Genomic DNA, 26,902 nt, shown 5'->3' with positions numbered 1-26,902 from the left:
CATGAGTCTCGCACGCAGGGCCACGCCCGAGGACGCCGCCGAAGTGCTGCGCCTACGCCAGGTCATGATCGATTCGCTGGGCAGGCCGGGATTCACCGGGGAGACGGGCTGGCATGCCGAGTCCCTGCCGCTGCTGCGCGCGCGGCTCGGCGACGCCGGTGCGGACTTCGGGGCCTTCGTCGTCGAGTCGCCCGAGCGGCCGGGCAAGCTGGCCGCGCTGGCGGCGGGCACGGTGGACTACCGCGTCGGCACCCCGCACAATCCCCGGGGCCGGGTCGGCTACGTCTTCAGCGTGGCCACGGACCCGGACGCCCGGCGCCGGGGCTACGCGCGGGCGTGCATGGACGCGCTGCTGGCCTGGCTCCGGGAGCGGGGCGCCGGACATGTCCTGCTCACCGCCTCGCCGGACGCCCGGCCGCTGTACGAGTCGCTGGGCTTCACCCGCGATCCGGACCCGTCGATGCGGCTCATGCTGTGAGCGTCATAGTCTCGACGGCATGTCGTTGAACAGCCTGGCGTCGATCGAGAACTGGCCCGTGCCCACCGCGGCCGCGGGTGTCGTACGAGCCGACGGGACCGTCCTCGGGACGCACGGACCCCTCGCCCACCGCTTCCCCCTCGCCTCCGTGACCAAGCCGCTGGCCGCCTACGCGGCGCTGGTGGCGTACGAGGAGGGGGCGATCGAGCTGGACGAGCCGGCCGGGCCGCCCGGGGCGACGGTGCGGCACCTGCTGGCGCACACCTCCGGCCTCGCCTTCGACGAGCACCGGGTGACGGCGCCGCCCGGGGAGCGGCGGCTGTACTCCAACGCCGGGTTCGAGCAGCTCGGCGACCACATCGCGAAGGCGACGGACATCCCGTTCGCGGACTACGCGCGGCAGGCGGTGCTGGAGCCGCTGGGCATGACGGCCACCTCGCTCGCGGGCTCCCCGGCGAAGGACGGCGTCTCGACGGTGGCGGACCTGCTGCTGTTCGCGGCGGAGGTGCAGGCGCCCCGGCTGCTGGACCCGCGCACGGTCGCGGCGGCGATGACCGTCCAATTCCCGGGCACCAAGGGTGTGTTGCCGGGCTACGGCCATCAGAACCCGAACGACTGGGGCCTCGGCTTCGAGATCCGCGACGGCAAGTCCCCGCACTGGACCGGGAGTTCCTCCTCCCCGCGCACCTTCGGCCACTTCGGCCAGGCCGGCACCTTCCTGTGGATCGACCCGGACGCGGGCCTCGCCTGCGCCGCCCTCGCCGACCGCGCCTTCGGCCCCTGGGCGATCGAGGCATGGCCGGTCCTCACCGACGCGGTGCTGGACGAGACGCGCGGCATGCGCTGACCCGTCGGCGCCGGGGCTGCGAGCGGGGGGACCCGTCAGTCGGACAGCTCCCAGACGAGCAGCTCCGCCGGGGTCTCGGCCACCGCCTCCAGGCCCCGCGCGCCGGTGATCCGGGCCGCGTCCCCGGCGGCCAGCCCGGCGCCGTCCAGCCGCACCTCGCCGCGTACGACATGGACGTACAGGCGGGCCGCGTCCGGTACGGCGGTCCGCTCCCCCGCGCCCAGCCGGCGCACATGCAGCATCGCGCCCGCGGCCGGGACGGCGTAGGGGGTGGCGTCGGCGATGCCCGGGACGACGCCGTACGACGGCTCACCGCCCGGCTCCAGCGGGGCCAGCCACATCTGGAGGAAGGCCAACGGGCCCTCGCCGTCGTTGCGTTCGACGTGCCGCACGCCCGTCGCGGCGCTCAGATGCTGGACGTCCCCGGCGCGCACGGTCCGTTCGTGGCCCGCGGAGTCGCGGTGGGTCAGCTCGCCCTCGATCACCCAGGTGACGATCTCGGTGTGGCTGTGCGGGTGTTCACCGAACCCGGCGCCGGGCGCGAGCCGTTCCTCGTTGCAGGCGATCAGCGGGCCGAAGCGCAGATTGCCGGGGTCGTAGTGCGGGCCGAACGAGAAGGCGTGGCGGGTCTCGATCCCGGCCGCCGGGTCCCCGCCGGGGTAGCGCTCGGCGGCGCGCCGTACGTCGATCACGACCCCACCGTAGTCCCGCTCCCGGTGTGCGCGGGCCCCGGGTTGCCGACCCGCCGACGCATGGTCCCGTCCGGATAAGGCACTCTTGTCCCCGTGCCCGAACCCGAATCCCACCCTGGTGACCCCGCAGCATCCTTCGTCCATACGCACGCCGCGACCCTGAAACGGCTGGAGAAGTCCTCCGGGAGTCTCGCCGCCCAGGCGATCGCGCGGATGGACGAGACCCTGCCGTGGTACCGGGCGATGCCCCCGGAGAACCGGTCCTGGATCGGGCTGGTCGCCCAGGCGGGCATCGCGGCGTTCACCGAGTGGTTCCGGCACCCGGACACCCCCCAGGCGATCTCCACGGACGTCTTCGGGACCGCGCCGCGCGAGCTGACCCGGGCGATCACCCTGCGGCAGACCGTGGAGATGGTGCGCACCACCATCGAGGTCATGGAGAGCGCCATCGACGAGGTGGCCGCCCCGGGCGACGAGCGCGTGCTGCGCGAGGCGCTGCTGGTGTACGCGCGGGAGATCGCCTTCGCGACCGCCCAGGTGTACGCCCAGGCCGCCGAGGCACGCGGTGCCTGGGACGCGCGCCTGGAGTCGCTGGTGGTCAACGCGGTGCTCAGCGGCGAGGCCGACGAGGGCGCCGTCAGCCGGGCCGCCGCGCTGGGCTGGAACTCCCCCGAGCATGTGTGCGTCGTCCTCGGCACCGCCCCGGACGGGGACAGCGAGCTGACCGTGGAGGCGATCCGGCGGGCCGCGCGGCACGCCAAGCTCCAGGTGCTCACCGGCGTGCTCGGGGACCGCCTCGTGGTGATCGCGGGCGGCAGCCCCAACCCGCTCGCGGTGGCGAAGTCTCTGATCGGGCCGTACGCGGCGGGCCCGGTGGTGGCCGGTCCCGTCGTACCGGACCTGCTGGCGGCCACCCGGTCCGCGCAGGCCGCCGCGGCCGGACTGAAGGCGTGCACGGCGTGGCAGGACGCGCCGCGGCCCGTGCTGGCGGACGATCTGCTGCCGGAGCGCGCCATCGCGGGCGATCCGAGCGCCCGTGAGCAGTTGGTGGAGGAGATCTACAGACCACTGGGAGAGGCCGGATCGGCGCTCCTGGAAACCCTGAGTGTCTACCTGGAGCAGGCGAGCAGCCTGGAGGGCGCGGCGCGCATGCTCTTCGTTCACCCGAACACCGTGCGCTACCGGCTCCGACGTGTGACAGACGTCACCGGGTGGTCGCCTTCGGATGTACGATCCGCGTTCACGCTGCGGATCGCGCTCATCCTGGGGCGCCTGGCCGACGGTGACCCCCAGGCGTAGGTTTTTGTCGGAGGTCAACAAAAGCCCTCCGTGTTCTTCGTCCCTGTCCCCACGGGCGGCCGTGCCCGTCCCCAAGAGAGAGTGTGAGAGTGCTCGTACTCGTCGCTCCCGGCCAGGGCGCTCAGACGCCCGGCTTCCTGACCCCCTGGCTCGAACTCCCCGGTGCCGCCGACCGTGTCGCCGCGTGGTCGGACGCCATCGGCCTCGACCTGGTGCACTACGGAACCCAGGCCGACGCCGACGCGATCCGGGACACCGCCGTGGCCCAGCCGCTGCTGGTCGCCGCCGGCATCCTGTCCGCCGCGGCACTGGGTGCCATGTCGGAGATCGCGCCGGGCGCGGTGGCCGGGCACAGCGTCGGCGAGATCACCGCGGCCACCTTCGCGGGCGTGCTGCCGGACGCCGCGGCCCTCAGGCTGGTCCGCACCCGCGGCCTCGCCATGGCGGACGCCGCCGCGATCACCGGGACCGGCATGTCGGCGCTGCTCGGCGGCGACCCCGAGACCTCCCTCGCGCACCTGGAGAAGCTGGGCCTGACCCCGGCGAACATCAACGGCGCGGGACAGATCGTCGCGGCGGGCACGCTGGAGCAGCTGGCCGCGCTGGCCGAGGACAAGCCCGAGGGCGTGCGCAAGGTCGTCCCGCTGAAGGTGGCCGGCGCCTTCCACACCCGGCACATGGCCCCCGCGGTCCAGGCGCTGGCCAAGGCCGCCGAGGACCTCTCGCCCGCCGACCCCAAGGTCCCCTACGTCTCCAACAAGGACGGCGCCTCCGTCACGTCCGGCGCCGAGGTGCTGGAGCGCCTGGTCGGCCAGGTGGCCAACCCGGTGCGCTGGGACCTGTGCATGGAGACGTTCAAGGAGCTGGGCGTCACCGCGCTCATCGAGGTGTGCCCCGGCGGCACGCTCACCGGACTGGCCAAGCGGGCGCTGCCCGGCGTCAGGACGCTGGCCCTGAAGACCCCCGACGACCTCGACGCGGCCCGTGCGCTCATCACCGAGCACGTTTCGACGCCTGACGCCTAAGGAGCCGTAGATGGCGAAGATCAAGCCCAGCAAGGGCGCCCCGTACGCGCGCATCCTCGGTGTCGGCGGCTACCGCCCGACCCGGGTGGTGCCCAACGAGGTGATCCTGGAGAAGATCGACTCCTCCGACGAGTGGATCCGCTCCCGCTCCGGCATCGAGACCCGGCACTGGGCGGGCCCCGAGGAGACGGTGGCCGCGATGTCGGTCGAGGCGGCCGGCAAGGCGATCGCCGACGCCGGTATCGACGCCTCGCAGATCGGCGCGGTCGTCGTGTCGACGGTGTCGCACTTCGCGCAGACCCCGGCCATCGCCACCTCGATCGCCGACCAGCTCGGCACCGACAAGGCGGCCGCCTTCGACATCTCGGCCGGCTGCGCGGGCTTCGGCTACGGCCTCACCCTGGCCAAGGGCATGGTCGTGGAGGGCTCCGCCGAGTACGTCGTGGTGATCGGCGTGGAGCGGCTCAGCGACCTGACCGACCTGGAGGACCGGGCCACGGCCTTCCTGTTCGGCGACGGCGCCGGCGCGGTCGTCGTCGGCCCCTCCAAGGAGCCGGCCATCGGCCCGACCGTGTGGGGCTCGGAGGGCGACAAGTCCGAGACCATCAAGCAGACCGTCTCGTGGGACCGGTTCCACGTCGGCGACGTCAACGAGCTTCCGCTGGACAGCGAGGGAAACATCAAGTTCCCCGCGATCACGCAGGAGGGCCAGGCGGTGTTCCGCTGGGCCGTGTTCGAGATGGCGAAGGTCGCCCAGCAGGCGCTGGACGCGGCCGGGATCAGCTCGGAAGACCTGGACGTCTTCATCCCGCACCAGGCCAATGTGCGGATCATCGACTCGATGGTGAAGACTCTCAAGCTGCCGGAGCATGTCACGGTCGCCCGTGACATCCGCACCACCGGCAACACCTCGGCCGCCTCGATCCCGCTCGCCATGGAGCGGCTTCTGGCGACCGGGGAGGCGAAGAGCGGTGACACCGCGCTCGTCATCGGATTCGGGGCGGGTCTCGTCTACGCCGCCACGGTCGTTACCCTCCCCTAGGCACTCCGTGCCGGATCATGCGGTCCGGTGGGGGGACGAATGCCACAAACCGTCTGGATTATCGAAGAAGGAGCGCCTGACATGGCCGCCACTCAGGAAGAGATCGTCGAAGGTCTCGCCGAAATCGTCAACGAGATCGCCGGCATCCCGGTTGAGGACGTCCAGGTGGACAAGTCCTTCACCGACGACCTGGACGTCGACTCGCTGTCCATGGTCGAGGTCGTCGTCGCCGCCGAGGAGCGCTTCGACGTGAAGATCCCGGACGAGGACGTCAAGAACCTCAAGACCGTCGGCGACGCGACCGAGTACATCCTCAAGCACCAGGTCTGAGCCATTCGCTGACGTCCCGCGGCCCTCGGGCCGCGAGGCCGTCAGGCTGGCAAGGCCCCGCCACCCGGCGGTGGCGCCGTAGATTCCCGCATCCGTTGGAGAGAGAATTCCCGTGAGCCCGACCAATCGCACCGTGGTCGTCACCGGTATCGGCGCAACCACACCGCTGGGTGGCGACGCAGCTTCGTTCTGGGAGGCCCTGATCGCCGGCGAGTCCGGTGTCCGTCTCCTGGAGGAGGAGTGGGCGGCGGACCTCCCGGTCCGCATCGCCGCTCGTATCGCCGTCGAGCCGGGTGAGATCATCCCCCGGCCGCAGGCCCGCAAACTCGACCGCTCGGCGCAGTTCGCGCTGATCGCCGCGCGCGAGGCGTGGCAGGACGCCGGCTTCACCGCGCGGGCCGGCGAGGACGCGTCCGTCGACCCCGACCGTCTCGGCACGGTCATCGCCTCCGGCATCGGCGGTGTGACGACGCTTCTGGACCAGTACGACGTGCTGCGGGAGAAGGGCGTTCGCCGCGTCTCCCCGCACACCGTGCCGATGCTCATGCCCAACTCCCCGGCGGCCAACGTCGGTATCGACCTGGGCGCCCGCGCCGGCGTGCACACCCCCGTGTCGGCCTGCGCCTCCGGCGCCGAGGCCATCGGGTACGCGATCGAGATGATCCGCACCGGGCGTGCGGACGTCGTCATCGCCGGTGGCACCGAGGCCGCGATCCACCCGCTGCCCATCGCCGCGTTCGGCAACATGATGGCGATGTCCAAGAACAACGACGACCCCTCGGGCGCGTCCCGGCCCTTCGACACGGGCCGCGACGGCTTCGTGCTCGGCGAGGGCGCCGGTGTGATCATCCTGGAGTCCGAGGAGCACGCGAAGGCGCGCGGCGCCCGGATCTACGTGGAGGCGGTCGGCCAGGGCATCTCCGCCGACAGCCACCACATCACGCAGCCCGAGCCCTCGGGCAACGGCATCGCGCACGCGCTCCAGAACCTGCTGGACAACACGGACCTGAAGCCGGCCGAGGTCGTGCACGTCAACGCGCACGCCACCTCCACCCCGCAGGGTGATGTCGCCGAGATCAAGGCGCTGTGGAAGGTGTTCGGCGACGACGTCGAGCACATGGCGATCTCCGCGACCAAGTCGATGACCGGTCACCTGCTCGGTGGCGCGGGCGGCATCGAGACGGTGGCGTCGATCCTGGCGCTGGTGAACCGTACGGCGCCCCCGACGATCAACATGAAGGAACTCGACCCCGAGGTCAACGCGGACATCGTGGTCGGCGAGGCCCGGCAGCTGCCGGAGGGCCGCGTCGCCGCGCTGAACGACTCGTTCGGGTTCGGCGGGCACAACGTGGTGCTGGCGTTCCGCACGCTCTGAGTACGCAGCAGAAGGGCCCCCACCGGCTGGTGGGGGCCCTTCCTCATGCATGCGAACGGACGGGGACGGACGCGGCCGCGCTCAGACCACCTGGTGCAGCCACCGCACCGGCGCGCCCTCCCCGGCGTACCGGAACGGCTCCAGTTCGTCGTCCCACGGCTTGCCGAGCAGCTTGGCGATCTCGGCCTCCAGGTCGGTCTCCTCGCGCTGGGAGCGGGTGAGAGCGGCGCGCAGCCGGTCCTCGGGGATGAGGATGTCGCCGTGGATACCGGTGACGGCGTGGAAGATGCCCAGGTCGGGGGTGCAGCTGTAGCGCTCGCCCTCGGCGGTGGCGCAGGGCTCCGCGGTGACCTCGAAGCGCAGCAGATGCCAGCCGCGCAGCGCGGAGGCGAGCTTGGAGGCGGTGCCGGGGCGGCCCTGCCAGGAGAACTCCGAGCGCCAGGTGCCGGGGGCCGCGGGCTGCCGGATCCAGTCGAGGTTGACGCGTGTGCCGAGCACGCCGGCGATGGCCCACTCGACGTGCGGGCACAGCGCGCGCGGCGCGGAGTGCACGTACAGAACTCCACGTGTCGTCACCGGAACCTCCGGGCAGAGCGGGACATCTTGCTGGCTGGCCGGCGGCTGTGACACCACGGCCGCGCTGATGGCGAGGCTACCTTGCGGCGGGGCAAGGAGAGTGACGTACCGTCGGTCCCGGTGCCAGGAATCCTTCACCATTCACCCAGGGGGACGCTTGTACGGGCCCCGTTCGTTCCAGCGGACCCGGTACCGGGAACCCTCGCACGTTGTCATGGGGGGAAGCACCCGACGTCGAGCGAGGAGAACACCAGGGATGCGGAAGCGAAGCCACCGGGCGCGGCTCGCCCTGGCCGTGGCGGCGGCCACCGTGCTGGGCGTCGCCGGGTGCGACGCCCAGGGCTCGTCCGCGGCCCGGGGCAGCGGGACGCGGACCGCCAAGGCGCCGGTGTGGAACCGCAGTCCGGCCTCGGTCGCCGCGGTCGGCGACTCCATCACCCGGGGCTTCGACGCGTGCACGGTGCTGTCGGACTGCCCCGAGGTGTCCTGGTCGACGGGCAGCGACGCCCAGGTGGAGAGTCTGGCGGTACGGCTGCTCGGGGCCGAGGGCGCGGCCACGCACAGCTGGAACTACGCGATGACGGGCGCCCGGATGGCGGATCTTTCGCAGCAGATGGCGGATGCGGCGAGTCGCGACCCCGAACTGGTCACCGTGATGGTCGGCGCGAACGACGCCTGCCGCTCCTCCACCCGGGCGATGACCCCGGTCGCCGGGTTCCGCGCGGACTTCGAGGAGGCCCTGCGCACCCTGCGCGCGACCGCCCCCGGAACGCAGGTGTACGTCGCGAGCGTGCCGAACCTGAAGCGGCTCTGGGAGCAGGGCCGGGGCAATCCGCTGGGCAGGGAGGTCTGGAAGCTCGGCATCTGCCCCTCGATGCTGGGGGACGCCGACGACCTGGGCGGGGCGGCGGAGCACCGGCGCGACCAGGTCGAGGACCGGGTGGTGGCCTACAACAAGGTGCTGGAGGAGGTCTGCGCGGCCGACCGCCGCTGCCGCTTCGACGGCAACGCGGTGTACGACTACCGCTTCGGCACCGACCAGCTCAGCCACTGGGACTGGTTCCACCCCAGCAGGGACGGCCAGGCCCGGCTGGCGTCGATCGCCTACCGGACGGTCACGGCCGCGGGTCCGGCGGCATAGCGCCCCCGCCCCCGCCCCCGTCCTCACCCCCGCCCCCGTCCTCGTACCGGGCCAGTTCCGCGGCCAGGCGGCGCATGACGGTGTGGTTGGCGCGGCGCATCGTGGCGCGCACGACGGGGGCCAGCAGGCGTTCGGGCAGGGGGGCGCGCAGCCAGGTGTAGGTGAAGGAGACCCGGCTGCCGCCGCCGTCCGGGAGCGGGGCGATGGTGTATATGCCGTGGGCCTGGCGGCGGCCGGCGGCGCTGGTGTTGTGCTCGACGATGCGGTACGGCGGCTCGGAGTTGATGACCTCGATGCCGACATCGGTCCGCGTGCCGCCCAGGACGGCGGTGACGATGGCACGGGCGCCGTAGCCGCGGCTCGGGCCGCTGTAGCGCCAGTCGGTCAGATAGTGGTCGGTGAAACGCTCGTGATGGGCCATCACTTCGAGGAAGTCATGGACCCGCGCGGGCGGGTACGGAACCTCGGTCGACACGGTGACGGGTCGCATGGACGGCACGCTACAGAGGACCGCGCCGGTCACCTAGGGTTTCGGCATGAGCGAACTCTTCGGCACACTTCCCGACGGCACCGAAGTGCACCGCTGGACGCTGGAGCGGGGCGGGACGCGGGTGGAGGTGCTGACGTACGGCGGGATCGTGCGCTCCGTCGAGGTGCCGGACCGGGAGGGCCGGACGGCGGACGTGGTGCTCGGGTTCGCCGGCCTGGACGGCTATCTCGCGCACCCGGAGCCGTACCTGGGCGCGCTGATCGGCCGGTACGCCAACCGGCTCGCGGGGGCGCGGTTCCCGCTGGACGGCGCGGTGTACGCCCTGGAGCCGAACGAGGGGCCCCATCTGCTGCACGGCGGCGCGCGGGGGTTCGACAAGCGGGTGTGGGAGGCGACGGGCGTCGAGCACGGGGTGCGGCTGGCCCGGGTGAGTCCGCACGGCGAGGAGGGCTTCCCCGGCCGGCTGGACGTGACGGTGACGTACACGCTGGACGCCTCCGGTGCGCTGCGGATCGCGTACGAGGCGACGACGGACGCGGAGACGGTGGTGGCGCTCACCAGCCACGGCTACTTCAACCTCGCGGGTTCCGGGGCGGGTTCGGCGGCCGGGCACGAACTGCGGCTCGCCGCCTCCCGGTTGACGCCGACCGGCGAGGACCTGATCCCCACGGGTGACCTGCGCGAGGTGGCGGACTCGCGCTTCGACTTCCGTACCGCCCGCAAGGTGGGCACGGGCTACGACCACAACTTCGTGCTGGACAAGGGAATCACCCGGGTACCCGAGCAGGTCGCCGAGCTGCACGACCCGTCCTCTGGCCGTACCCTCACCGTCTCGACCACCGAGCCCGGCCTCCAGCTCTACACCGGCGACCACCTGCCCGCGCCCTTCGCCCCCTGTGACGGGATCGCGCTGGAGACCCAGCACTTCCCGGACTCCCCGAACCACCCGGACTTCCCGTCCACGGTGCTGCGCCCCGGCGAGGTGTACCGGTCCCAGACGGTGTACGGCTTCTCCGTGCGCTGACGGGGCCCGCGGGTGTCCCCCGGCCGGCGCCGGCCGGGGGACACCGCTGCTCACGCCCTGGCGGTCCGCCCGGTGATCGGGCAGGCGCCGGCCGCGGCGGCGCCGAAGGCGGCGGTGTGCGCGGGTGCCGAGCCGCCGATCTGCCGGAGGATCTCCTTGGACAGCAGGTCCTCCTTGCCCTTGAGCGCGTCCGCGACATCGAGGGCGGTGTTGAAGACCATCTCGGCGGCCACGTTGTCCTGGACGATGCGGGCCAGGTTCTCCAGGGCCACGCCGATCGGGTCGGCGGGGGTCTCCGCGGTCGGCAGGTCGATGAGGTGGGTGTTCACCTTGGCCTGGTTCATGGTGCGCCGGATGATGATGGACGCCTGGTTGAGTTCGGCGGTCGTCCAGATCGAGAGCACCATGACGTACAGGTCGCTCCACGCCTGTTCGCCGATCCGTGCCCGCCAGCGCTTCATCAGCGCTTCGATCCCGGTGATCTGCGCGGTGGCCGCCGCGGTCATGTTGACGCGGACGGACGGGTACACGGTGGCGGCGAACTGGTTGAAGGCCACCATGTCGAAGGACTTGGCACCGACGGCGGTGTCGATGAACTTGACGGCCTCGGTGAGGATCTTGTTGCTGGAGGCCGCCAGGTCGGTGGGGAGGTTGGCGGTCGGCAGCTTGGTGCGGGCCGTGGCGAGGGTGCTCCGGAAGGCGGTCAGCGGGGTGATCCAGCCGGCGTCGCCCGCGGGCTTGAAGGCGACCATGTCCAGGTCGTGCGGGTCGATGCGCTCGGAGTTGGCGATGTTCGGCACCTTGCCGCTGAGGTAGGCGGCGATGACCGAGTAGATGCCGAGGGGTACGTGGGCGATGGACTTGGCCAGTTCGAAGTACTCCGGCACCGGGTCCACCGTCTCGACCTGCGCCCCCTTGTCGATCAGGGTGAAGCGCCCGCCGACGGCGTTGTTCTGCACGACGACGACCGGGCTGAGGTGCTTGGTCAGCTCGGACTTGAGGGAGGCGTAGTTGGCGCGCATCCCGGCGTTGACATTGCGTATCGCGTCCCGCGCGGCCTTCTCGTCGGTCGCACCGGCGGCGCCGGTCGCGGCCGACGCGCCGGTGGCCGCCTGGGTCTCCATGAGGAGGGTGGCTGCGCCTACGGCGGAAACGGTCCCCAGAAATCCTCTGCGAGTGGTCATGCCCCGTCTTTCCGTGATGAGTGGTCGTGCTCCTGTGGGGTGGGGGGAAAGATGTGGGGGGAGTTCTCGGGGGGTGGTGCGCCGGCGAGAGGGGAGTCGCCGGGGCCATGGGGGTCTCCACGGCCCCGGCGGGGGTGTCTCACCGGGTCGAGCCGGACCGGGCCTGGCCGGCTCGGTGCAGGCCGGATCGGGTCGGTTCGGGTCAGGCAGGGTCAGGTCAGGTCAGGGACTTCTGGGTGGGTACGACGACCCCGTAGAGGTCCTGGACCGTGGCGAGGGCGGCTTCGTGGACCTGCCGCGCGGGGATGCCCTCGGGGTCGCCCTTCAGCGGCAGCGGCCGGGTGGCCGAGGCGTCGGCGACGACGGTCGGGTGGTAGCCGGCGAGGAACGCGCCCTGGGTGGTGAACAGGACGCACATGTTGGTCATGAAGCCGGCGACGATGACGTTCTTGCGCCCGGCCCGCTTCACCTTCTGCGCGAGGTCGGTGCCGTGGAAGCCGTCGGGGACGCTCTTCTCGACCACCGGCTCGCCCTTGGCGGGCTTGAGCTCCGGGACGATCTGCCCGGCCTTGGACGTGAGGTCGTAGCCCTTGTCGACGATGTGGATGACCGGCGTGCCCGCCGCGCGGGCCCGGTTCAGCAGGGCCTTGGCGTTGGCCACGGCCGGTTTCCAGCCGTCGAGTTCCATCACACCGTCGGTGTAGGTGTTCTGGTAGTCGACCAGGATGAGCGTCGCGTCGGAGAGCGTGGCCGGGGTCTCGCCGAGGCCGTTGAGCTTGCGCAGCGTCGTGGTGTGCTCGGCCACGTTCGCGTGGGCGGCGGGCGCGGCGGACTCCTTCTTGGGGGAAGCGGAGTCCGAGTCGGAGCCGCAGGCGGCGAGCGTGGCCGTGAGGAGGGCGGCGACGCCGAGCGCGGCGGTACGGCGGGTCGCGTTCATCAGCCGATGCCCTCCTGACCGGCGACGACGACCCCGTACAGGTCGGCGATGGTGGCCAGGGCGCTGAGGTGCACGCCGTGGGCGTCCACCTCCTGGCCCGCGACCGGCAGCGCGCGGGTGGCGCAGGCGTCGGCGACCACGGTGGGGCGGTTGCCGCGCAGGAAGGCGCCCTGGGCGGTGAACGCGACGCACATGTGGGTCATGAAGCCGGCGATGACCAGGTCGCCGCGGCCGGCCTCGTCCACCAGCCGCCCCAGGTCGGTGCCGTGGAAGGCGTCGGGGGCCTGCTTGACGACGACGGACTCGCCGTCGGCCGGGGCGACGCTCGGGTGGATCTGCCCGATCTCGGCGCGGATGTCGTAGGGGGTGCCCTCGCCGCCGTCGTTGACGACGTGGATCACGCGGGCGCCCTCCCGGCGGGCGCGTTCCAGCAGCCGGGCGGCCGCGTCGAGGGCCGGCTGCCAGCCGTCCAGCTCCATCACACCGGTGGTGTAGGTGTTCTGGTAGTCGATCAGGACCAGCGTGGAGTCGGCGAGCTTCGGAGGCGTCTCGTCGAAGCCGTTGAGCTGACGCAGAGTCGTTCTGGGCATGGCAAACCACCTGGGGGGATCGGGAGTTGGGAGGCGGCGCGCCGGTGCGGCGGCCTGTGCTCCAGACGCTATGGCCGGTTCCCCTACGTCGGCAATGACGTCTAGCATGCAGAAACCGACACCGCCGTATTCCGTCGCCCGGGGGGCCCGTGCACATCGTCGACCAGCTGATCGTGATCGTCCTCTTCGACCAGGTGGACCTGCTGGACGTGACGGGACCGCCGGAGGTCTTCCACCTCGCCCGCCGGGAGTCGGCGGAGGCCGCGGCGTACGACGTCGTCCTCGCGGCCGAGACCATGGACCCGGTCGTCACGGCCGCCGGGGTCCGGGTGCTGCCCGATGTCACCTTCGACGCGCTGGCGTCCCGGAGCATCGACACGGTGATCGTGCCGGGGGCGGTCGGGCCCGACGGCGACGGCCGGCTGCGGCCGACGGTGGACCCGGTGGTCGTACGGCGGGTACGGGAACTCTCCGCGCGGACCCGGAGGATGACCTCGGTCTGCGTCGGGGCACACATCCTCGCGGCCGCCGGGCTCCTCGACGGCAAGCGGGCCACCACGCACTGGTCGACCGCGCAGCAGCTCGCCGCCGACCATCCGGCCGTGGAGGTCGACGCCGACCCGATCTTCATCCGCCAGGGCGATGTGTGGACCGGTGCCGGCATCAGCGCCTGCCTGGACCTGTCCCTCGCGCTGATCGCCGACGACCTCGGCGAGGCCGTCGCGCTCCGGGTCGCCCGGCAGCTGGTGATGTACCTGAAACGGCCCAGCGGGCAGAGCCAGTTCAGCGTGCCGCTGGAGCAGACGTCCACGACCCGGCGGATCGAGGATCTGCGCCACTACATCCTGCGCCACATCGCCGAGCCGCTGACCGTCGCCCAGCTCGCCGAGCACGCCCACATCAGCGACCGGCAGCTGACCCGGATCTTCAAGAACGATCTGGGTACCACCCCGCACGCCTATATCGAGTCGGTCCGCGTCGAACGTGCCCGCAATCAGCTGGAGTCCACCGACGCCACCCTCGAACGCGTCGCCGCCGCCTGCGGGTTCGGCACCCTCGACACCCTCGTCCGGTCCTTCCGCCGCAGGCTCGACACCACCCCGACGGAGTACCGCCGCCGCTTCCGGACGACTCCCGCCTGAACTCTCCTGTGCGGCAGGCGGGTTCGGGCCGGCCCCGGCCGCCCCGGAGGGGGCCCGGGTGCCCGCCCGCCTTCACACCCTCGTCCGCGACGTGATCAGCGGTCCGTCGTCCGCTCCCGGGCGGCGGGCTCGGGTTCCGCCGGAACGGACTCCTCCCCCAGCAGGTCCCGCGCCAGCAGCGTCGCGCCGGCCACCGCGCCCGGCATCAGGAAGACGGCGACGAAGGGGACCAGGAAGGCGAGGCCGAGCGGGGTGCCGTAGCCCCAGACCAGCAGGCGGCGGGAGCGCAGCAGGGTGAGGCGGGTGCGCAGGCCGAGGCCCCGGCGCTGCAAGGGGATGGAGGTCAGCTCCTCCGCGAGGAAGAAGCCGGTCACGAAGAAGCCCAGCACCGGGATCACCGTCTGTCCGACGAACGGCAGGAAACCGAGGGCGAAGAGCAGGAGGCCCCAGAGCGTCGCCCGGATCAGGACGCGGACGCTGTCCCGCGCCGACAGCCACAGCTCCCGCCAGAAGGTCAGCGTGGACCGGGGGGCCGTACCGTCGGGCGACTGCGAGGCGTCGACCCGCTCCGAGAGGCTGTCGTAGAAGGGCTGCCCGATCAGCAGCGTCACCGCGGTGAACGTGAGCACCGCGAGCAGCAGCCCCAGCGCGAACAGCACCGCCGTCAGGAAGCCGCGGAACAGCCCGCCCCAGGGGCCGGACCAGTGGTCGGCGAAGGGCGTGGCCCAGGTCACCGCGTCCGCGCCCCCTATCGCGAGCGCGACCAGCGCGGCGGCGTAGAGGACCAGTGCTATCAGGCCCGGCAGCAGGGCGACGCCGTACTGTCGGCCGTGCCGGGCCACCCACCGCTGGCCCTCGACCAGGTACTTGAATCCCGCCCCCAGATCACGCATGGCGAAAACCCTACGCGTCGAGCATGCGCCGCAGCAGGTCCCGCAGGGTCCCGCGCTCGTCCGCCGACAGCCCCGCCAGCGGCTCCCGCGCGAAGTGCAGCCCCTCCCGCAGGTCGCGGGCCACTCGCAGCCCCTCCTCCGTGGCCGCGGCCATCTTGATCCGGCGGTCGGCGGGGTCCGGGCGGCGCTCGGCCAGGCCCCGGACCTCCAGGCGGTCCACGATCCCCGTCACGTTCGAGGGCTCGCACTTCAGCTTCTGCGCGAGCTTGCGCATGGGCAGCGGCCCGAGGGACAGCAGGCTGAGGAGCTTGGCCTGCGCGCCGGTCAGGGCGTGCTCGGCCGCCGCCTCGTCGTAGTCCGCGTGGTAACGCGCCACGACCTCGGCGATCAGTTCGACGACATCCAGGGTCAGCTGGTCCGGACGGCGGGGATGCGGTGGTGCCATGCCCTCCAGCCTACCCCGTTACTTGACAAGCTGAAATATTCAGCCTAACCATTGTTTCAGGTGATGAAATAAATGAAAGGCACCGCCACGATGACGACACAGACCAACCGCGAATGGCACCTGCTCAGCCGCCCCGTCGGCTGGCCGAAGCCCGAGGACTTCGCGCTCGTGGAGACGCCCGTCCCGACCCCGGGCGAGGGCCAGATCCTGGTACGGAACACCTACCTCTCCGTGGACCCGTACATGCGGGGCCGGATGAGTGCCGCGAAGTCGTACGTCGACCCGTTCGAGCTGGGCGAGGTCATGCAGGGCGGCGCGGTCGGCGAGGTGATCGAGTCCCGCGCCGAGGGGATCGCCGCCGGCGACCATGTGCTGCACTTCCTCGGCTGGCGCGAGTACGCCGTGCTGGACGCGCGGCACGGCGTGAAGGTCGACCCGGAGGCGGCGCCCCTGTCGGCGTACCTCGGCGTGCTCGGCATGCCCGGTCTGACCGCGTACGCGGGCCTGCTGCGCACCGCCTCCTTCAAGGAGGGCGACATCGTGTTCGTGTCCGGCGCCGCGGGGGCCGTCGGCAGCCAGGTGGGGCAGATCGCGAAGCTCAAGGGGGCCTCGCGGGTGATCGGCTCGGCCGGGTCGGACGACAAGGTGCGGCTGCTGGTCGAGGAGTACGGCTTCGACGCGGCCTTCAACTACAAGAACGGGTCGGTGTCCAAGCAGCTGCGCGAGGCCGCGCCCGACGGCATCGACGTGTACTTCGACAACGTCGGCGGGGACCACCTGGAGGCGGCGATCGGCTCGCTGCGCGAGGGCGGCCGGATCGCCGTCTGCGGCATGATCTCGGTCTACAACGACACCGAGCCCGCGCCCGGCCCGCGCAACCTGGCGCGGCTGATCCAGACGCGGGGCCGGATCGAGGGCTTCCTCGTCAACGACCACCGCGATCTCCAGCCGCAGTTCGTGCGGGAGGTCGGGCCGTGGGTGGCCTCGGGGCGGCTGAAGTACCGCGAGACCGTGGTGGACGGCATCGAGAACACCGTGGACGCGTTCCTGGGGCTGCTGCGGGGTGACAACACGGGGAAGATGGTCGTCAAGCCGTAGCCCCCGGCGCGCCGGGCCGCTGGGTGGGGAGGCGGGTCCCCACCCGGAAGGGGCGTCACCCGACGGCCGTCGCCGCCCGGTGCACCGCCCGTACCAGCCGGTCGTTCTCCGGCGCGGCCCCGTGCGGGAAGGTGAAGCGCCGCCGGGTGTACCCGTACGCCAGTGCGGCGTGCGGGTCGGCGAACGCCTGGGTGCCGTTGGCGCCGCTGTGGCCCACGGAGCCGGCGCCCAGGAAGGGGTGCCAGAGGTCGGCGGTGGCCTGGAAGCCGAGGCCGAAGGACCGGTGGTCGCGGGTGACGAGGTCGTAGCCGGCCGAGTGGATCCGGCCGAACTCGGCGACGGTGTCCGTCTTCAGCAGCGGCGCCTTGCCGTCGACCTCCCCGATCATCGCCGCGTACATCCGCGCGAGCCCCCGCGCGGAGGCGATCCCGCCCGCCGAGGCGGGGCCCTTGGCGCGGATCAGCGGGTCCTCGTACAGCCGCTCCAGATCGGTGGGTTCGGCGCCGTGCCGGTTGAAGGCGATCGCCTCCAGGGTGTGCGGGCCGCGCGGCGAGGCGTCGATGAGCGCCTGCTGTCCGGGGGTGGGGAGCAGCGGCCGGGGGGCACGGAAGCGGGGGCCGGCGGTGGCGGGCAGGCCCAGGTGGAAGTCGAGGCCGTAGGGGGCGCGGACCCGGTCCTCGTACAGGTCCTGGATCGTCCGGCCCGTCGCCCGGCGCACCACCTCGCCCGTCAACGCGCCGATGACCAGGGCGTGGTAGCCGAACGCGGCGCCCGGGCGCCAGAACGGCCGCTGGTCGGCGAGGTGTTCGGCGATCGCACGGTCGTCCGCGAGCTCCGCGCGGGTGAACCCGGTGTCCGTGCCGACCAGTCCGGCCCGGTGCGCGAGCAGGTCCCTCAGGGTCAGCTCGCCCTTGCCCTCGGCCCCGAACTCCGGCCAGTAGTACGTGACTTTGCGATCCAGCTCCAGCGTGCCGTCCTGCGCCAGCAGCGCCGTGACCAGGTGGGCTGCGCCCTTGGTGGCCGAGAACACGCCGTACAGCGCGTCACCGGCCCCGGTCTCGCCCGCCCACAGGTCCACCACGCACCGCCCGCGCACATAAGCGCACAACTGGCCCTCGTAGTCGTCCCGTTCGTCCGCGACTAACGCGGCGAATTCCTCGCGTACCGCCTCGAAACCCTCGGCGACCGTGCCGCGCACGGCGATGTCCTGCGTCATCCGCTCTCCTTCAGAACCTGTCCCTGTAACGACACAACCGCCGCGAAGGTCCTTCGGTGTCATCGATGCCCCGAACGGCCGATGGCATGAAAGAGGCGCAATTCAGGCGGCCCTGATCAGGCGCACCACCACAGGAAGCGGTCGCAGGTGCGGGTCGGGGAGGGTGCCGGGGGCGGGGCGGAGGTCGCGGGGGCGGTGGTGGGGGGTACGGCGGTCGGCCCGGTCGCGGGCGCGGTGGTGGGGGCGGTGACGGGCGCGCCGGGGCCGGTGGTGGCGGGGGGTGGCGGCTTCGTCGTACCGGTGGCGGCGGAGGGGGAGGGCGGGCCGGAGGCACTCGCCGACGGGGAGCCGCCGGCGGAGGCGGTCGCGCCGGAGGCCGCCGAGACGACGGTGACCCGCGGCGGAGCGGTCGTACGACCCGAGGGGGTGGAGGAGTCGCCGTCGTCGGCCGAGGTGTCCTTGACGGTGGCCGTGCCGCCGCCGGTGAAGGGCAGCGGCGCGTCGGTGCCGAGTTCGGCGAGGCCGAGGCCGCCGGCCGCGAGCAGGAACCCGGCGGCGAGGAGGACGGTACGGCGACGCCGTCGCCGGTGCGCGGCGGCCTTACGGCTCCGCCGCTCCGCCCGGCCCGGTGCCGGCTCCCCTTCCGGGCGTCCGTCCGCCGGTCCCTGCGCAAAGGCCCCGGGCTCCGGCTCCGCCGCCGCCGGACCGGGTATGCGCTCGGCCGGTGTGCCGCACCCCGGGCAGACCAGGGCGCCGTTGAGGTGCCGTCGGCACGGGAGGCAGTAGTCCATGAGCCCGGAAGACTAGGGTCGACGCGCGTCACGTTCCTAGGCACCGCTGTGAAGGTTTGGTGCGAGATCGAAAACATTCTCGAAAGGCGCCGCCCCGCGCCCGGACTCGGTGAGCGGCGGAGCCGGGGTCACGTGTCCGGGGCGGGGCGGGGGGGGGTGGTGCCGCCCGGTCAGGCGTGGGCGACGACCGCCGGTTCCACCACCGGGGCGACCCGCTCGGGGCGCATCAGGATCAGGGCCAGGAGACCGGCGACCAGGCCCACGACTCCGGCGACGGTGAAGCCGGCCCGCAGGGCGTGCGCCGCGGCGCCGTGCAGGGCTTCGGCCAGCTCGGCGCGGCCGGCGGCCGGGGTGGCGGCCAGGACGTGTCCGGCACCGCCCCCGGAGAGGGCCCGGCCGAGGCCGGAGGCGCCCCGGACGTGGTGGTCGGTGAGCCACGCGGCCGACGAGGACGCGAAGACGCTGCCGAGGACGGCGATGCCGATGGCGTGGCCCAGCTGGCGCGCGCTGTTGGTCGCGCCCGCGGCCATCCCGGCCCGCTGCCAGCCCACCGCCGCGGTCGCCGAGGAGCCCAGCGTGGGCAGCGTGGCGCCGACACCGACGCCGATCACCGCGTAGCCGACGATCAGCGCCGTCCAGCCGGAGCCCGCGCCGATCAGCAGGCTCTCGGCCAGGGCGCCGGCGCCGATCAGCACCATGCCCACGCCTATCAGCAGCTGCGGGCGGGCGCCGTGCAGGAAGCGGCCGACGACCAGCGAGGTGAAGAACGAGGCGACGGACAGCGGCAGTCCGGTCAGGCCCGCCTCCAGCGGAGTCAGGCCGAGCAGGGACTGAAGCCAGATCGAGGTGTAGGCGAGCATCGCGAACGCCGCGACGTTCACCGTCAGCGACGCGATCATGATCCCGGTGAACGAGCGGCTGCGGAACAGGGACAGGTCGAGCATCGCGTGCGACGAGCGGACCTGGACGGCCAGGAAGACGACGAAGGCGACGACCGCGAGGGCGAACAGGCCCAGCACCGGGCCGGAGGTCCAGCCGTGCTCCTGGGCGCGGATCACCGCCAGGACGAGGGCCGAGGCGGCCACGGTGAACAGCGCGGTTCCCGTCCAGTCGGGCCGGCGCCCGGGCGTGGGCCGGTCCGCGGAGAGGGCCTTCACCGCGAGCAGGACCGCCACCACGCTGATCGGGATGTTGACGTAGAAGATCCACCGCCAGTCGACGGCCTCGGTGAGCAGACCGCCGAGGACGGGGCCGACCGCGGCGGCGGCGCCGGAGACCGCGCCCCACACGCCGTACGCGGTGCCCCGGTCACGCCCCTGGTAGGAGGCGTTCAGCAGCGGGAAGGCGGTCGCGAACATCGCGGCACCGCCCAGCCCCTGCACGGCACGGGCGGCGATCAGCAGGCCCGGGTTCGGCGCCGCGCCGCACACCGCGGAGGCGAGCGCGAAGGCCACGAGGCCGCCCAGGTAGACGCGCCGGTGCCCGGTCAGGTCGGCGAGCGCTCCCACACCGAGCAGCACCACGGCGAGGGCCAGGGCGTAGGCGTCGATCACCCATTGCAGCGAGGCGAACGTGCTGTGCAGGGCGAGGGACATGTCGGGGAGGGCGACATTCACGATGGTGACGTCGATCAGCAGCATGAACGAGCCGAGACAGACCGCCAGGAGGGGCAGCCACTTGCGCATGGGAACACGCGTCCTTTCCATGGGTACGGCCCTCACCCTCGGCGACCACCGGACCCTGCTCCAACCCACCCGCTCTCCCCGGTCCAAAACCTCCATAGCCGGCCCATTCATGGCACGATCCACTCATGCCCGATGCCATGGACCGACAGATCATCCGCGCCCTCCAGTGCTCGGCCCGTGCCCCCTTCGCCCGGATCGCCGAGGCCGTGGGCGCCTCGGAGCAGACCGTCGCCCGTCGCTACCAGGCGCTGGTGCGCAGCGGTGTGGTCCGCGTCCACGGCCGGGTCGCGCCGGCCTCGTACGGGCAGGTCGAGTGGGTCGCCCGGATCGCCTGCCGGCCCGACCGGGTGGGGGCGCTGGCCGAGGCCCTGGCGCGCCGCCCCGAGGTGTCGTACGCACGGCTCGCCTCGGGCGGCTCGGAGATCATCTGCCTGCTGCGCTCCTCGGTGGGCGAATCCGGGGACACCGTCCTGCTGAAGGAACTCCCCCGCACCTCGGCCGTGCTGAACCTGCACATCGACATGATCCTGCACGACTTCGGCACCGGGCTGTCCGCCGAATGGAACGGCTACGGCGGCCTTCTGACCCCGGAGCAGCAGGCCCTGCTGACCGCCGGCACCGAACCCCCGGCGGGGCCGTACCGGGAGATCACGGACGAGGACCGGCCGCTGCTCGCCGCGCTCGCCGAGGACGGCCGTGCCACCCATGCCCGGCTGGCGACCGAGACGGGCTGGAGCAAGGGCCGGGTCCTGCGCCGGCTGGCGGCGCTGGAGGAGTCCGGCACCCTCTCCTACGACGTGGACCTGCTCCCCGAACTGCTCGGGCACCATCTGCACGCCACGCTCTGGCTGCGTGTCCCGCCGCACCGCCTGGAGGCGGTCGGCGAGGAGATCGCCCGGCACGACCAGATCGCCTTCGCCGGTGCCATCAGCGGGCCGCACAACATCATGGCCGTCGCCATCTGCCGTGACACCGACGACCTCTACCGCGTCCTGACCCGGCGGATCGCGTCGATCCCGGACATCGACGGCTACGAGGTGAGCATCCGCGCCCGCGGCTTGAAGCAGGCCGGTTCCCTGATCACCGGGGGGCGCCTCACGCCCGCCCCGGGGCCCTACGTCCGCCCGCCGGGCACGGGCCGCGGGGAGCGGCCCCGCGGCCCGAAGGGGTGAGGACCGGGCCGGCCCAAGGCCCCGGCCGGCGCTACGGGTTCTCCCACGCCGCCGGTTCCGCCACCAGCGCCCGGACCGGGTCCGGCAGGGTGCCCGAGGCGAGGTCCGCGAGCGTCACGCCCTCCAGGATGCGGCGGACGCCCGCGCGCAGGGCGATCCACAGCGGGAGCAGGGGTTCGGCCGTGCCGGTGTAGGTGAGGCCCGTCGGGCGTTCGCCGCGGACGGAGACGATCGGGCCGTCCACGCCCCGGATGACATCGGCCACGGTGATCGCCGTGGCCGCGCGGGCGAGCCGGTAGCCGCCGCCCCCGCCGCGCCGGCTGTCCACGATCCCGGCGCGCCGCAGGTCGCCGAGGATGCCCTCCAGGAACTTGTGCGGGATGCCCTGCGCGGCCGCGATTTCCTCTGCCTTCACCGGCCCGTTACCCTGCCGTACGGCCAGCTCCAGTACCGCCCGTACCGCGTAATCCGCCCGTGCCGAGATCCTCATGAATCCATTGTGGGACGTCCTCGCGTGGAGAATGGCCGGAACCCGCGCCCCGTAAGACCGCCGGGAGGACCCACCTTGGCGCTCAGCAGACGTACCTTCAGTGCCCTGTCCGGCTCGGCCGCGCTCGGCCTCGCCCTGGGCGGCAGCGGCGGAACCGGGGCGCCCTCGGCGTACGCGGCCCGCAGCGTGCCGACCGGCCCGATGCCCGCGCCGCCGCGCGCGGACGGCGAGCACCACACCATCGGGTACGACCGCTACTCCCTGCTGGTGGACGGCAGACGACTGGTCGTGTGGTCCGGCGAACTGCACCCCTTCCGGCTGCCGAGCCCCGCCCTGTGGCGGGACGTGCTGCAGAAGATGCGCGCGCACGGCTACAACGCGGTGAGCGTCTACGTCGCCTGGAACTACCACTCCCCCGCCCCGGGCTCGTACGACTTCTCCGGCGTCCGCGACCTGGGCCGGTTCCTGCGCACGGCCGCCGAGACCGGGCTCTACGTCATCCTGCGCCCGGGCCCGTACATCAACGCCGAGGTGGACGGCGGCGGCTTCCCCGGCTGGCTGACCGCGACGAAGGGCCGGGCCCGTTCCGCCGACCCGACGTACCTCGGCCATGTGGACGAGTGGCTGACGCGGGTGAACAGGATCGCCCGCGAGCATCTGTTCACGCAGGGCAAGGGCACCGTGCTGCTCTACCAGATCGAGAACGAGTTCGACGCCCACGTGGAGTCGGCGGACAGCCGCGCCTACATGTCCCACCTGTACAAGAAGGTGCGCGCCGACGGCATCGACGTGCCCCTCTTCCACAACGACAAGGGGCGCAACGGGTACTGGAAGCCCGGCTCCTTCGACACCGGTGGCGAGCGCGGCGGTTGGCTGTACGGCTTCGACGGGTACCCCTCGCCGTCCCAGACCCCGCCGGACTGGGGGACGTTCGGGCCCGGCGGGGCGAAGGGCGGCGCCAGCGCCTCGCCCGCCACGCCCGGGTTCGTGCCGGAGTTCGGCGGCGGCTGGTTCGACCCGTGGGGCGGTTCCTTCTACGACGGCAAGGGGTACGCCGAGGCCCGACGCACCCGGGACTCCGCCTACGAGCGCCGCTTCTACCTGACCAACCTGGCCAACGGCATCACGCTGCACAACGTCTACATGACCTTCGGCGGCACCTCCTGGGGCTGGCTGCCCGCGCCGGTCGTCTACACGTCGTACGACTACGGCGCCGCGATCGACGAGGCCCGCAACGTCACCGCGAAGATCGCCCCGATGCACCAGCTCGGGCATCTGCTGCAACGCGTTCCCGACTTCGCCAAGCTGGACCGCGCGGCGGAGGTGCGCGTCAAGGGGCTGAAGGTCTACCACCTGACCAACCCGGACACCGGCGCCCATGTGTACATCGCGCGCAACGACGCGGCCGAGCCGGTGGCCGCCGATCTGCCCACCGCCGAGGGGCGGGTGCGGATCACCGTGCCGGGCAAGGACGCCAAGCTGCTGGCCACCGGTCTGTCGCTGGGCAGCCGGAAGCTGAAGTACGCGACCGTGCAGCCGGCCATGTGCCTGACCGCCGGACGGCAGGACGTCGCCGTGTTCACCGGCCGCAAGGGCGAGATGGCCGAGCTGGTCCTGGAGTGCGACACCGACCCGGACGTCATGCGGCTCGACCCGGAGGCCGCCTGGGGCGTGGACGACTCGGGCCTGCATGTGAACGCGCCCCTCGGGCAGAGCGGGCTGATCCGCGTGCTGGTGGAGAAGGGCGACACCGGCACCCCGCTGCTCCTCCTCTTCGCCGACGACGCCACCTCCGTACGGCTGTTCCCGTACGACACCCCGTCCGGGTCGCTGCTGGTGTACGGCCCCCAGCTGCTGCGCCATGTCGAACTGCGTGGCTCCGAGGTGCACTTGACGGGTGACGTCACCGATCCGACGAGCGTGGAGGTGTGGGGGCCGCGCGGCATCTCCGGCCTGGTGTGGAACGGGCGGAAGCTGGCCACCCGGGTGACGATGTCCGGCAGCCTGATGACCACCGAGATGCTGCCCCGGGTACCGGAGGTCCGACTGCCCGCGCTCGGGAAGTGGCGGATGTGCCGCGAGAACCCCGAAGTGGGCCCGAGCTACGACGACTCGGCGTGGAAGAGGGCGGACAGGAAGACGTCGTACAGCACGTCGGCCGTCCCGGACGGTCAGCCGGTGCTGTTCGCCGACGACTACGGCTTCCACTACGGGGACGTCTGGTACCGGGGCGTCTTCGACGACTCCGGCGACATCTCGGAGGTCGCGCTCGGCTACAGCACCGGCACCCAGGGGCTGTTGATGGCGTGGCTGGACGGGGAGCCGCTGGGCACGCACCGGATGCCGGTGCCGGACGCCGCCACGATCCGCAAGGGGACCTGGTCGGAGACGGCCGCGTTCCCGGTGCGCGACGCGCTGCGCTCGCCCGGCCGGCATGTGCTGTCCGTCCTGGTCCGGCGGATGCAGCGCGACCAGGACGGCAAGGCGGACGACACCCACAAGGCCGCGCGGGGCCTCACGGCGGCGGTCTTCAAGGGGGCTTCGCCGAAGGTGAGTTGGCGTATCCAGGGCGAGGGCCGCCCGGACCCGGTGCGCGGACCGCTGAACAACGGCGGGCTGCACGGCGAGCGTTCGGGCTGGCATCTGCCGGGGTTCCGGGACGGCGACTGGGAGTCCGTGGACTTCCCGCGCGCCGAGCGGTACCAGGGGGTGACCTGGTACCGGACGTCCTTCCGGCTGGCCGTGCCCGGCGATGTGGACGCCTCGATCGGGCTGACCCTTCAGGACGACCCGTACCGGGCCTACCGGGCGCAGATCTTCCTCAACGGCTGGAACATGGGCCAGTACGTCAACAACGTGGGCCCGCAGCACACGTTCGCGCTGCCCAACGGGGTGCTGCGGACGCGCGGCGAGAACACGCTCGCGCTGGCCGTGCTGTCCGAGTTCACCACGCTGTCGGGTCCGGGCGAGGTCCGGCTGACGCTGCTGGGCAAGGCCGCGGGAGGGTTGGTTGTGTCGTGAACCACGCCCCCGGGATCGCGTGACGTGGGCATATCCCGGCGCGTAGGCTCGATGGGGCGGCGACGGACGGCGGGAAAGGGAACGGATGGGCATCGCGGGCGCGCGACAGCGGGCGGCACAGCTGACCGCACGACTGCGACGCCCCGGCGGCTCCGGCACGGCCATGCGTTCGCTCGCCGGCGAACTGGCCTCGGCGGTCCGCGCCCGGCCCGAAGCACCCGACGACGTACGGGGGTTGTGCCGGGCGCTGTGCGAGGAGATGAGCGCGCTGCGCGGCGGCCGGCCGCTGGAGCTGCGCTTCGAGCGCTTCCCGGACGAGATCGAAGTGACCGGGCTGTGGGTGGAGTTCGCCGACTTCGACCTGGTCATCGTGGAGGACCGGGCCGAGGACGTGCAGCAACTGGTCATTCTCGGACACGAGTTGTGGCACCTGCACGCCGGGCACCGGCACCACCACCTCGCCGGTGACGCGGCGGCCCGCGCCTTCGCCGAGGCGCCCGGCTGGCCGGACACCGCGCTCACGGTGGCCGCGCGCAACGGGTCCCGGGAGACGGACGAGGCCGAGGCGGACGACTTCGGGCACCGGCTCGCCACCCTGTTCCGGGCCCGGCCCGGCGGGTCCGGGGACACCCCGCAGGACCCCTTGCAGCGTGCCCTCGGCTATCGCGGGCGGGGCGGAGCGGCGCGGTGAGCACGCTGGCACTGGATCCCTCGGTGCTGCTCGGCCGCTTGTACATCTCCTTCTGGATTCCGGCGGCGCTGCTGACCGTCGCGCTGCTGCTGAAGCTGCCCACGATCATCCGGCTGTGGCGGGACCCGCTGCTGCGCGCGGTCGGCGGGATGCTCCTGTTCGCCTGCACGGTGTTCGTGTTCTGCGTGCCGTCGATGATCCACCGGATGAACGTGCTCACCGGGGTGCCCAACTTCGCGGCGCCCTGGTGCTATTCGCTGATCACCGCGAACTCCGGGGCGGGGCTGCTGTTCATCGTCACCTGGCGCAACGGCCGGGCCGGGCGGGCCGGCCGGCCGGCCCGCGCCCGGCGGGCGACCTGGTGGATCGGGTCGGGGTACACCCTGGTGGTGGCCGCGCTGTGGGTGCTGTTCCTGCTGGCCGACGTGCCGGTGGAGCGGGTGCGGGACCTGGACACGTACTACGCCCGTACGCCGTTCATGCGCGAGGAGATCCTGCTCTATCTGCTGGCCCACACCGTCGCCTGTGCGCTGAGTTCCCGGGTGATCTGGGACTGGGTGCGGGACCGGGGGCTGGACGCGTGGCTGCGGTGGGGGCTGCGGCTGCTGGGCGGGGGGTACGCGCTGAGCCTGCTGTACGACGCGGCCAAGGTGACGGCGGTGGTCGCGCGGTGGACGGGCCGGGACCCGGACTGGCTCAGCACGAATCTGGCGCCGCCGGTGGCCTCGCTCTCCGCGATCCTGCTGGCGGCGGGCTTCATCCTGCCGCATGCCGGGCAGGCCCTGCACGACCGGTACCGGCTCCGGCGGGCGTACCGGGGGCTCGGGCCGCTGTACCGGGTGCTGCGGTCGGCGACGGGTGCGGGGCCCCGGTTCTCGCTGCGGGCCACGGCGGAGCTCCGGCTGATCCGCCGGGAGACGTACATCCGCGACGCGCTGCTGCCGCTCGCCCGCCATCTGGACACGGGCCTGACGGACCGGGCGTACGCGGCGGCGATCGCGCTGGGCCACCCGGCGGCGCGGGCCCGCGCGGTGTCGGCGGCGGTGGGCGTCCTGGGCGCGATCGAGAACGGCGGGCGTCCGGTGCCGGGGGACGCCGACCCCACGGTGCTCCTGCGGGACATCGCGGCCATCTCCGCGGCGCTGCGCCGCCCGGCGGACGTGGCGGCGGTCCGTGCGCTGGCGGCGGCCGCGCCGGCTCCGCCGAGCATCACGGTGCCGGAGTGACA

Annotated in this window: 27 protein-coding genes; 15 read left to right on the top strand and 12 right to left on the bottom strand. The window is 72.6% G+C overall.

From position 1 onward, the window contains the following. The first annotated feature begins 1 nt into the window (after position 1). Together GHR20_RS24875 and GHR20_RS24870 are read left to right on the top strand one after the other, a co-directional pair. Positions 2–478 carry an N-acetyltransferase gene (locus GHR20_RS24875; RefSeq protein WP_161214968.1) on the top strand — a complete coding sequence of 159 codons (477 nt, stop codon included), beginning with the start codon at positions 2–4 and terminating at the stop codon, positions 476–478. 19 nt (positions 479–497) lie between these two features. Next, positions 498–1,325 carry a serine hydrolase domain-containing protein gene (locus GHR20_RS24870; protein WP_148023887.1) on the top strand — a complete coding sequence of 276 codons (828 nt, stop codon included), beginning with the start codon at positions 498–500 and terminating at the stop codon, positions 1,323–1,325. Positions 1,326–1,360: 35 nt separating this feature from the next. Here the strand turns inward: GHR20_RS24870 and GHR20_RS24865 are convergent, their stop codons facing one another. Next, a complete protein-coding gene (locus GHR20_RS24865; protein WP_153816121.1) occupies positions 1,361–2,014 on the bottom strand; it encodes a pirin family protein in 654 nt (217 codons plus the stop codon). Between the two features lie 96 nt (positions 2,015–2,110). Here GHR20_RS24865 and fasR point away from each other — a divergent pair, with 96 nt between their 5' ends. The 5 genes from fasR (at position 2,111) to fabF (ending at position 7,088) form a co-directional block, all read left to right on the top strand. Then, positions 2,111–3,316, top strand: coding sequence for a fatty acid biosynthesis transcriptional regulator FasR (gene fasR / locus GHR20_RS24860; RefSeq protein ID WP_111582156.1), 1,206 nt, complete (start codon positions 2,111–2,113; stop codon positions 3,314–3,316). A gap of 89 nt (positions 3,317–3,405) precedes the next feature. Then, a complete protein-coding gene (locus tag GHR20_RS24855; RefSeq protein WP_153814423.1) occupies positions 3,406–4,341 on the top strand; it encodes an ACP S-malonyltransferase in 936 nt (311 codons plus the stop codon). A 10-nt stretch (positions 4,342–4,351) separates the two neighbouring features. Continuing rightward, positions 4,352–5,383, top strand: a complete 1,032-nt coding sequence (locus GHR20_RS24850; protein WP_111582154.1) for a ketoacyl-ACP synthase III — start codon at positions 4,352–4,354, stop codon at positions 5,381–5,383. An 81-nt stretch (positions 5,384–5,464) separates the two neighbouring features. Further along, positions 5,465–5,713, top strand: a complete 249-nt coding sequence (locus GHR20_RS24845) for an acyl carrier protein (protein ID WP_111582153.1) — start codon at positions 5,465–5,467, stop codon at positions 5,711–5,713. 112 nt (positions 5,714–5,825) lie between these two features. Beyond that, positions 5,826–7,088, top strand: a complete 1,263-nt coding sequence (fabF, locus tag GHR20_RS24840; RefSeq protein ID WP_148023884.1) for a beta-ketoacyl-ACP synthase II — start codon at positions 5,826–5,828, stop codon at positions 7,086–7,088. A gap of 81 nt (positions 7,089–7,169) precedes the next feature. On the opposite strand, the gene GHR20_RS24835 is transcribed toward fabF, so the two are convergent. Then, positions 7,170–7,664, bottom strand: a complete 495-nt coding sequence (locus tag GHR20_RS24835) for a DUF3145 domain-containing protein (RefSeq protein ID WP_037661510.1) — start codon at positions 7,662–7,664, stop codon at positions 7,170–7,172. 256 nt (positions 7,665–7,920) lie between these two features. Here GHR20_RS24835 and GHR20_RS24830 point away from each other — a divergent pair, with 256 nt between their 5' ends. Continuing rightward, complete coding sequence (locus GHR20_RS24830; RefSeq protein ID WP_153814422.1) at positions 7,921–8,805, top strand: SGNH/GDSL hydrolase family protein; 885 nt, start codon at positions 7,921–7,923, stop codon at positions 8,803–8,805. Here GHR20_RS24830 and GHR20_RS24825 read toward each other — a convergent pair. Then, entirely contained in the window at positions 8,780–9,295 is a 516-nt protein-coding gene (locus GHR20_RS24825; protein ID WP_153814421.1) for an SRPBCC family protein, read from the bottom strand. The genes GHR20_RS24830 and GHR20_RS24825 overlap by 26 nt on opposite strands. Before the next feature lie 46 nt (positions 9,296–9,341). Here GHR20_RS24825 and GHR20_RS24820 point away from each other — a divergent pair, with 46 nt between their 5' ends. Beyond that, the gene (locus GHR20_RS24820; RefSeq protein WP_153814420.1) at positions 9,342–10,319 is read left to right on the top strand and encodes an aldose epimerase family protein; all 978 of its coding nucleotides are present in this window, start codon (positions 9,342–9,344) and stop codon (positions 10,317–10,319) included. 50 nt (positions 10,320–10,369) lie between these two features. Here the strand turns inward: GHR20_RS24820 and GHR20_RS24815 are convergent, their stop codons facing one another. The 3 genes from GHR20_RS24815 to GHR20_RS24805 all read right to left on the bottom strand — a co-directional run bounded on the left by GHR20_RS24815 (position 10,370) and on the right by GHR20_RS24805 (position 13,030). Further along, complete coding sequence (locus GHR20_RS24815; RefSeq protein WP_243878126.1) at positions 10,370–11,443, bottom strand: hypothetical protein; 1,074 nt, start codon at positions 11,441–11,443, stop codon at positions 10,370–10,372. Between the two features lie 277 nt (positions 11,444–11,720). Further along, positions 11,721–12,440: a cysteine hydrolase family protein gene (locus GHR20_RS24810; RefSeq protein ID WP_153814419.1), complete on the bottom strand. Its 720-nt coding sequence runs from the start codon at positions 12,438–12,440 to the stop codon at positions 11,721–11,723. Further along, positions 12,440–13,030, bottom strand: a complete 591-nt coding sequence (locus GHR20_RS24805; RefSeq protein WP_111582147.1) for a cysteine hydrolase family protein — start codon at positions 13,028–13,030, stop codon at positions 12,440–12,442. Before GHR20_RS24805 ends, GHR20_RS24810 begins: the two co-directional genes overlap by 1 nt. A 149-nt stretch (positions 13,031–13,179) precedes the next feature. Here GHR20_RS24805 and GHR20_RS24800 point away from each other — a divergent pair, with 149 nt between their 5' ends. Further along, entirely contained in the window at positions 13,180–14,172 is a 993-nt protein-coding gene (locus GHR20_RS24800; protein WP_153814418.1) for a helix-turn-helix domain-containing protein, read from the top strand. 95 nt (positions 14,173–14,267) lie between these two features. On the opposite strand, the gene GHR20_RS24795 is transcribed toward GHR20_RS24800, so the two are convergent. Beyond that, complete coding sequence (locus GHR20_RS24795) at positions 14,268–15,065, bottom strand: EI24 domain-containing protein (protein ID WP_153814417.1); 798 nt, start codon at positions 15,063–15,065, stop codon at positions 14,268–14,270. Between the two features lie 10 nt (positions 15,066–15,075). Next, positions 15,076–15,510 carry a MarR family transcriptional regulator gene (locus GHR20_RS24790; protein ID WP_111582144.1) on the bottom strand — a complete coding sequence of 145 codons (435 nt, stop codon included), beginning with the start codon at positions 15,508–15,510 and terminating at the stop codon, positions 15,076–15,078. Between the two features lie 72 nt (positions 15,511–15,582). Here GHR20_RS24790 and GHR20_RS24785 point away from each other — a divergent pair, with 72 nt between their 5' ends. After that, a complete protein-coding gene (locus GHR20_RS24785; RefSeq protein WP_243878125.1) occupies positions 15,583–16,608 on the top strand; it encodes an NADP-dependent oxidoreductase in 1,026 nt (341 codons plus the stop codon). 55 nt (positions 16,609–16,663) lie between these two features. Here GHR20_RS24785 and GHR20_RS24780 read toward each other — a convergent pair whose 3' ends face one another. The 3 genes from GHR20_RS24780 to GHR20_RS24770 all read right to left on the bottom strand — a co-directional run bounded on the left by GHR20_RS24780 (position 16,664) and on the right by GHR20_RS24770 (position 20,300). Next, entirely contained in the window at positions 16,664–17,824 is a 1,161-nt protein-coding gene (locus GHR20_RS24780) for a serine hydrolase domain-containing protein (RefSeq protein ID WP_153814416.1), read from the bottom strand. Between the two features lie 116 nt (positions 17,825–17,940). After that, complete coding sequence (locus GHR20_RS24775) at positions 17,941–18,615, bottom strand: hypothetical protein (protein WP_153814415.1); 675 nt, start codon at positions 18,613–18,615, stop codon at positions 17,941–17,943. A 170-nt stretch (positions 18,616–18,785) separates the two neighbouring features. Then, positions 18,786–20,300, bottom strand: a complete 1,515-nt coding sequence (locus tag GHR20_RS24770) for a DHA2 family efflux MFS transporter permease subunit (RefSeq protein ID WP_153814414.1) — start codon at positions 20,298–20,300, stop codon at positions 18,786–18,788. Positions 20,301–20,425: 125 nt separating this feature from the next. On the opposite strand from GHR20_RS24770, the gene GHR20_RS24765 reads away from it, so the two are divergent. Continuing rightward, complete coding sequence (locus GHR20_RS24765) at positions 20,426–21,472, top strand: AsnC family transcriptional regulator (RefSeq protein ID WP_148023871.1); 1,047 nt, start codon at positions 20,426–20,428, stop codon at positions 21,470–21,472. Between the two features lie 31 nt (positions 21,473–21,503). Here GHR20_RS24765 and GHR20_RS24760 read toward each other — a convergent pair whose 3' ends face one another. Beyond that, complete coding sequence (locus tag GHR20_RS24760; protein ID WP_111582139.1) at positions 21,504–21,962, bottom strand: Rrf2 family transcriptional regulator; 459 nt, start codon at positions 21,960–21,962, stop codon at positions 21,504–21,506. A 75-nt stretch (positions 21,963–22,037) separates the two neighbouring features. Between GHR20_RS24760 and GHR20_RS24755 the strand changes: the two genes are divergently transcribed. From GHR20_RS24755 to GHR20_RS24745, 3 genes are all read left to right on the top strand, one after another. Then, positions 22,038–24,983, top strand: coding sequence for a beta-galactosidase (locus GHR20_RS24755; protein WP_153814413.1), 2,946 nt, complete (start codon positions 22,038–22,040; stop codon positions 24,981–24,983). An 85-nt stretch (positions 24,984–25,068) separates the two neighbouring features. Next, positions 25,069–25,674, top strand: a complete 606-nt coding sequence (locus GHR20_RS24750; protein ID WP_194858980.1) for a toxin-antitoxin system, toxin component family protein — start codon at positions 25,069–25,071, stop codon at positions 25,672–25,674. Beyond that, positions 25,671–26,900: an MAB_1171c family putative transporter gene (locus GHR20_RS24745; protein WP_153814412.1), complete on the top strand. Its 1,230-nt coding sequence runs from the start codon at positions 25,671–25,673 to the stop codon at positions 26,898–26,900. The genes GHR20_RS24750 and GHR20_RS24745 overlap by 4 nt, the downstream gene beginning before the upstream one ends. Positions 26,901–26,902: the final 2 nt, after the last annotated feature.

The sequence above is a fragment of the Streptomyces sp. SUK 48 genome (genome assembly GCF_009650765.1).
GTDB lineage: Bacteria > Actinomycetota > Actinomycetes > Streptomycetales > Streptomycetaceae > Streptomyces.
The sequence above is the reverse complement of the archived record's forward strand: the minus strand, read 5'-3'. Positions and strand labels throughout refer to the sequence as shown.

Coding starts and splice junctions, on each gene's coding strand:
- GHR20_RS24850 (WP_111582154.1), top strand. CDS start 4,352: ATGGCGAAGATCAAGCCCAGCAAGGGCGCCCCGTACGCGCGCATCCTC.
- GHR20_RS24875 (WP_161214968.1), top strand. CDS start 2: ATGAGTCTCGCACGCAGGGCCACGCCCGAGGACGCCGCCGAAGTGCTG.
- GHR20_RS24795 (WP_153814417.1), bottom strand. CDS start 15,065: ATGCGTGATCTGGGGGCGGGATTCAAGTACCTGGTCGAGGGCCAGCGG.
- GHR20_RS24805 (WP_111582147.1), bottom strand. CDS start 13,030: ATGCCCAGAACGACTCTGCGTCAGCTCAACGGCTTCGACGAGACGCCT.
- GHR20_RS24760 (WP_111582139.1), bottom strand. CDS start 21,962: ATGAGGATCTCGGCACGGGCGGATTACGCGGTACGGGCGGTACTGGAG.
- GHR20_RS24820 (WP_153814420.1), top strand. CDS start 9,342: ATGAGCGAACTCTTCGGCACACTTCCCGACGGCACCGAAGTGCACCGC.
- GHR20_RS24765 (WP_148023871.1), top strand. CDS start 20,426: ATGCCCGATGCCATGGACCGACAGATCATCCGCGCCCTCCAGTGCTCG.
- GHR20_RS24870 (WP_148023887.1), top strand. CDS start 498: ATGTCGTTGAACAGCCTGGCGTCGATCGAGAACTGGCCCGTGCCCACC.
- GHR20_RS24775 (WP_153814415.1), bottom strand. CDS start 18,615: ATGGACTACTGCCTCCCGTGCCGACGGCACCTCAACGGCGCCCTGGTC.
- GHR20_RS24770 (WP_153814414.1), bottom strand. CDS start 20,300: ATGCGCAAGTGGCTGCCCCTCCTGGCGGTCTGTCTCGGCTCGTTCATG.
- GHR20_RS24790 (WP_111582144.1), bottom strand. CDS start 15,510: ATGGCACCACCGCATCCCCGCCGTCCGGACCAGCTGACCCTGGATGTC.
- GHR20_RS24750 (WP_194858980.1), top strand. CDS start 25,069: ATGGGCATCGCGGGCGCGCGACAGCGGGCGGCACAGCTGACCGCACGA.
- GHR20_RS24815 (WP_243878126.1), bottom strand. CDS start 11,443: ATGGAGACCCAGGCGGCCACCGGCGCGTCGGCCGCGACCGGCGCCGCC.
- GHR20_RS24845 (WP_111582153.1), top strand. CDS start 5,465: ATGGCCGCCACTCAGGAAGAGATCGTCGAAGGTCTCGCCGAAATCGTC.
- GHR20_RS24780 (WP_153814416.1), bottom strand. CDS start 17,824: ATGACGCAGGACATCGCCGTGCGCGGCACGGTCGCCGAGGGTTTCGAG.
- GHR20_RS24830 (WP_153814422.1), top strand. CDS start 7,921: ATGCGGAAGCGAAGCCACCGGGCGCGGCTCGCCCTGGCCGTGGCGGCG.
- GHR20_RS24785 (WP_243878125.1), top strand. CDS start 15,583: ATGAAAGGCACCGCCACGATGACGACACAGACCAACCGCGAATGGCAC.
- GHR20_RS24810 (WP_153814419.1), bottom strand. CDS start 12,440: ATGAACGCGACCCGCCGTACCGCCGCGCTCGGCGTCGCCGCCCTCCTC.
- GHR20_RS24825 (WP_153814421.1), bottom strand. CDS start 9,295: ATGCGACCCGTCACCGTGTCGACCGAGGTTCCGTACCCGCCCGCGCGG.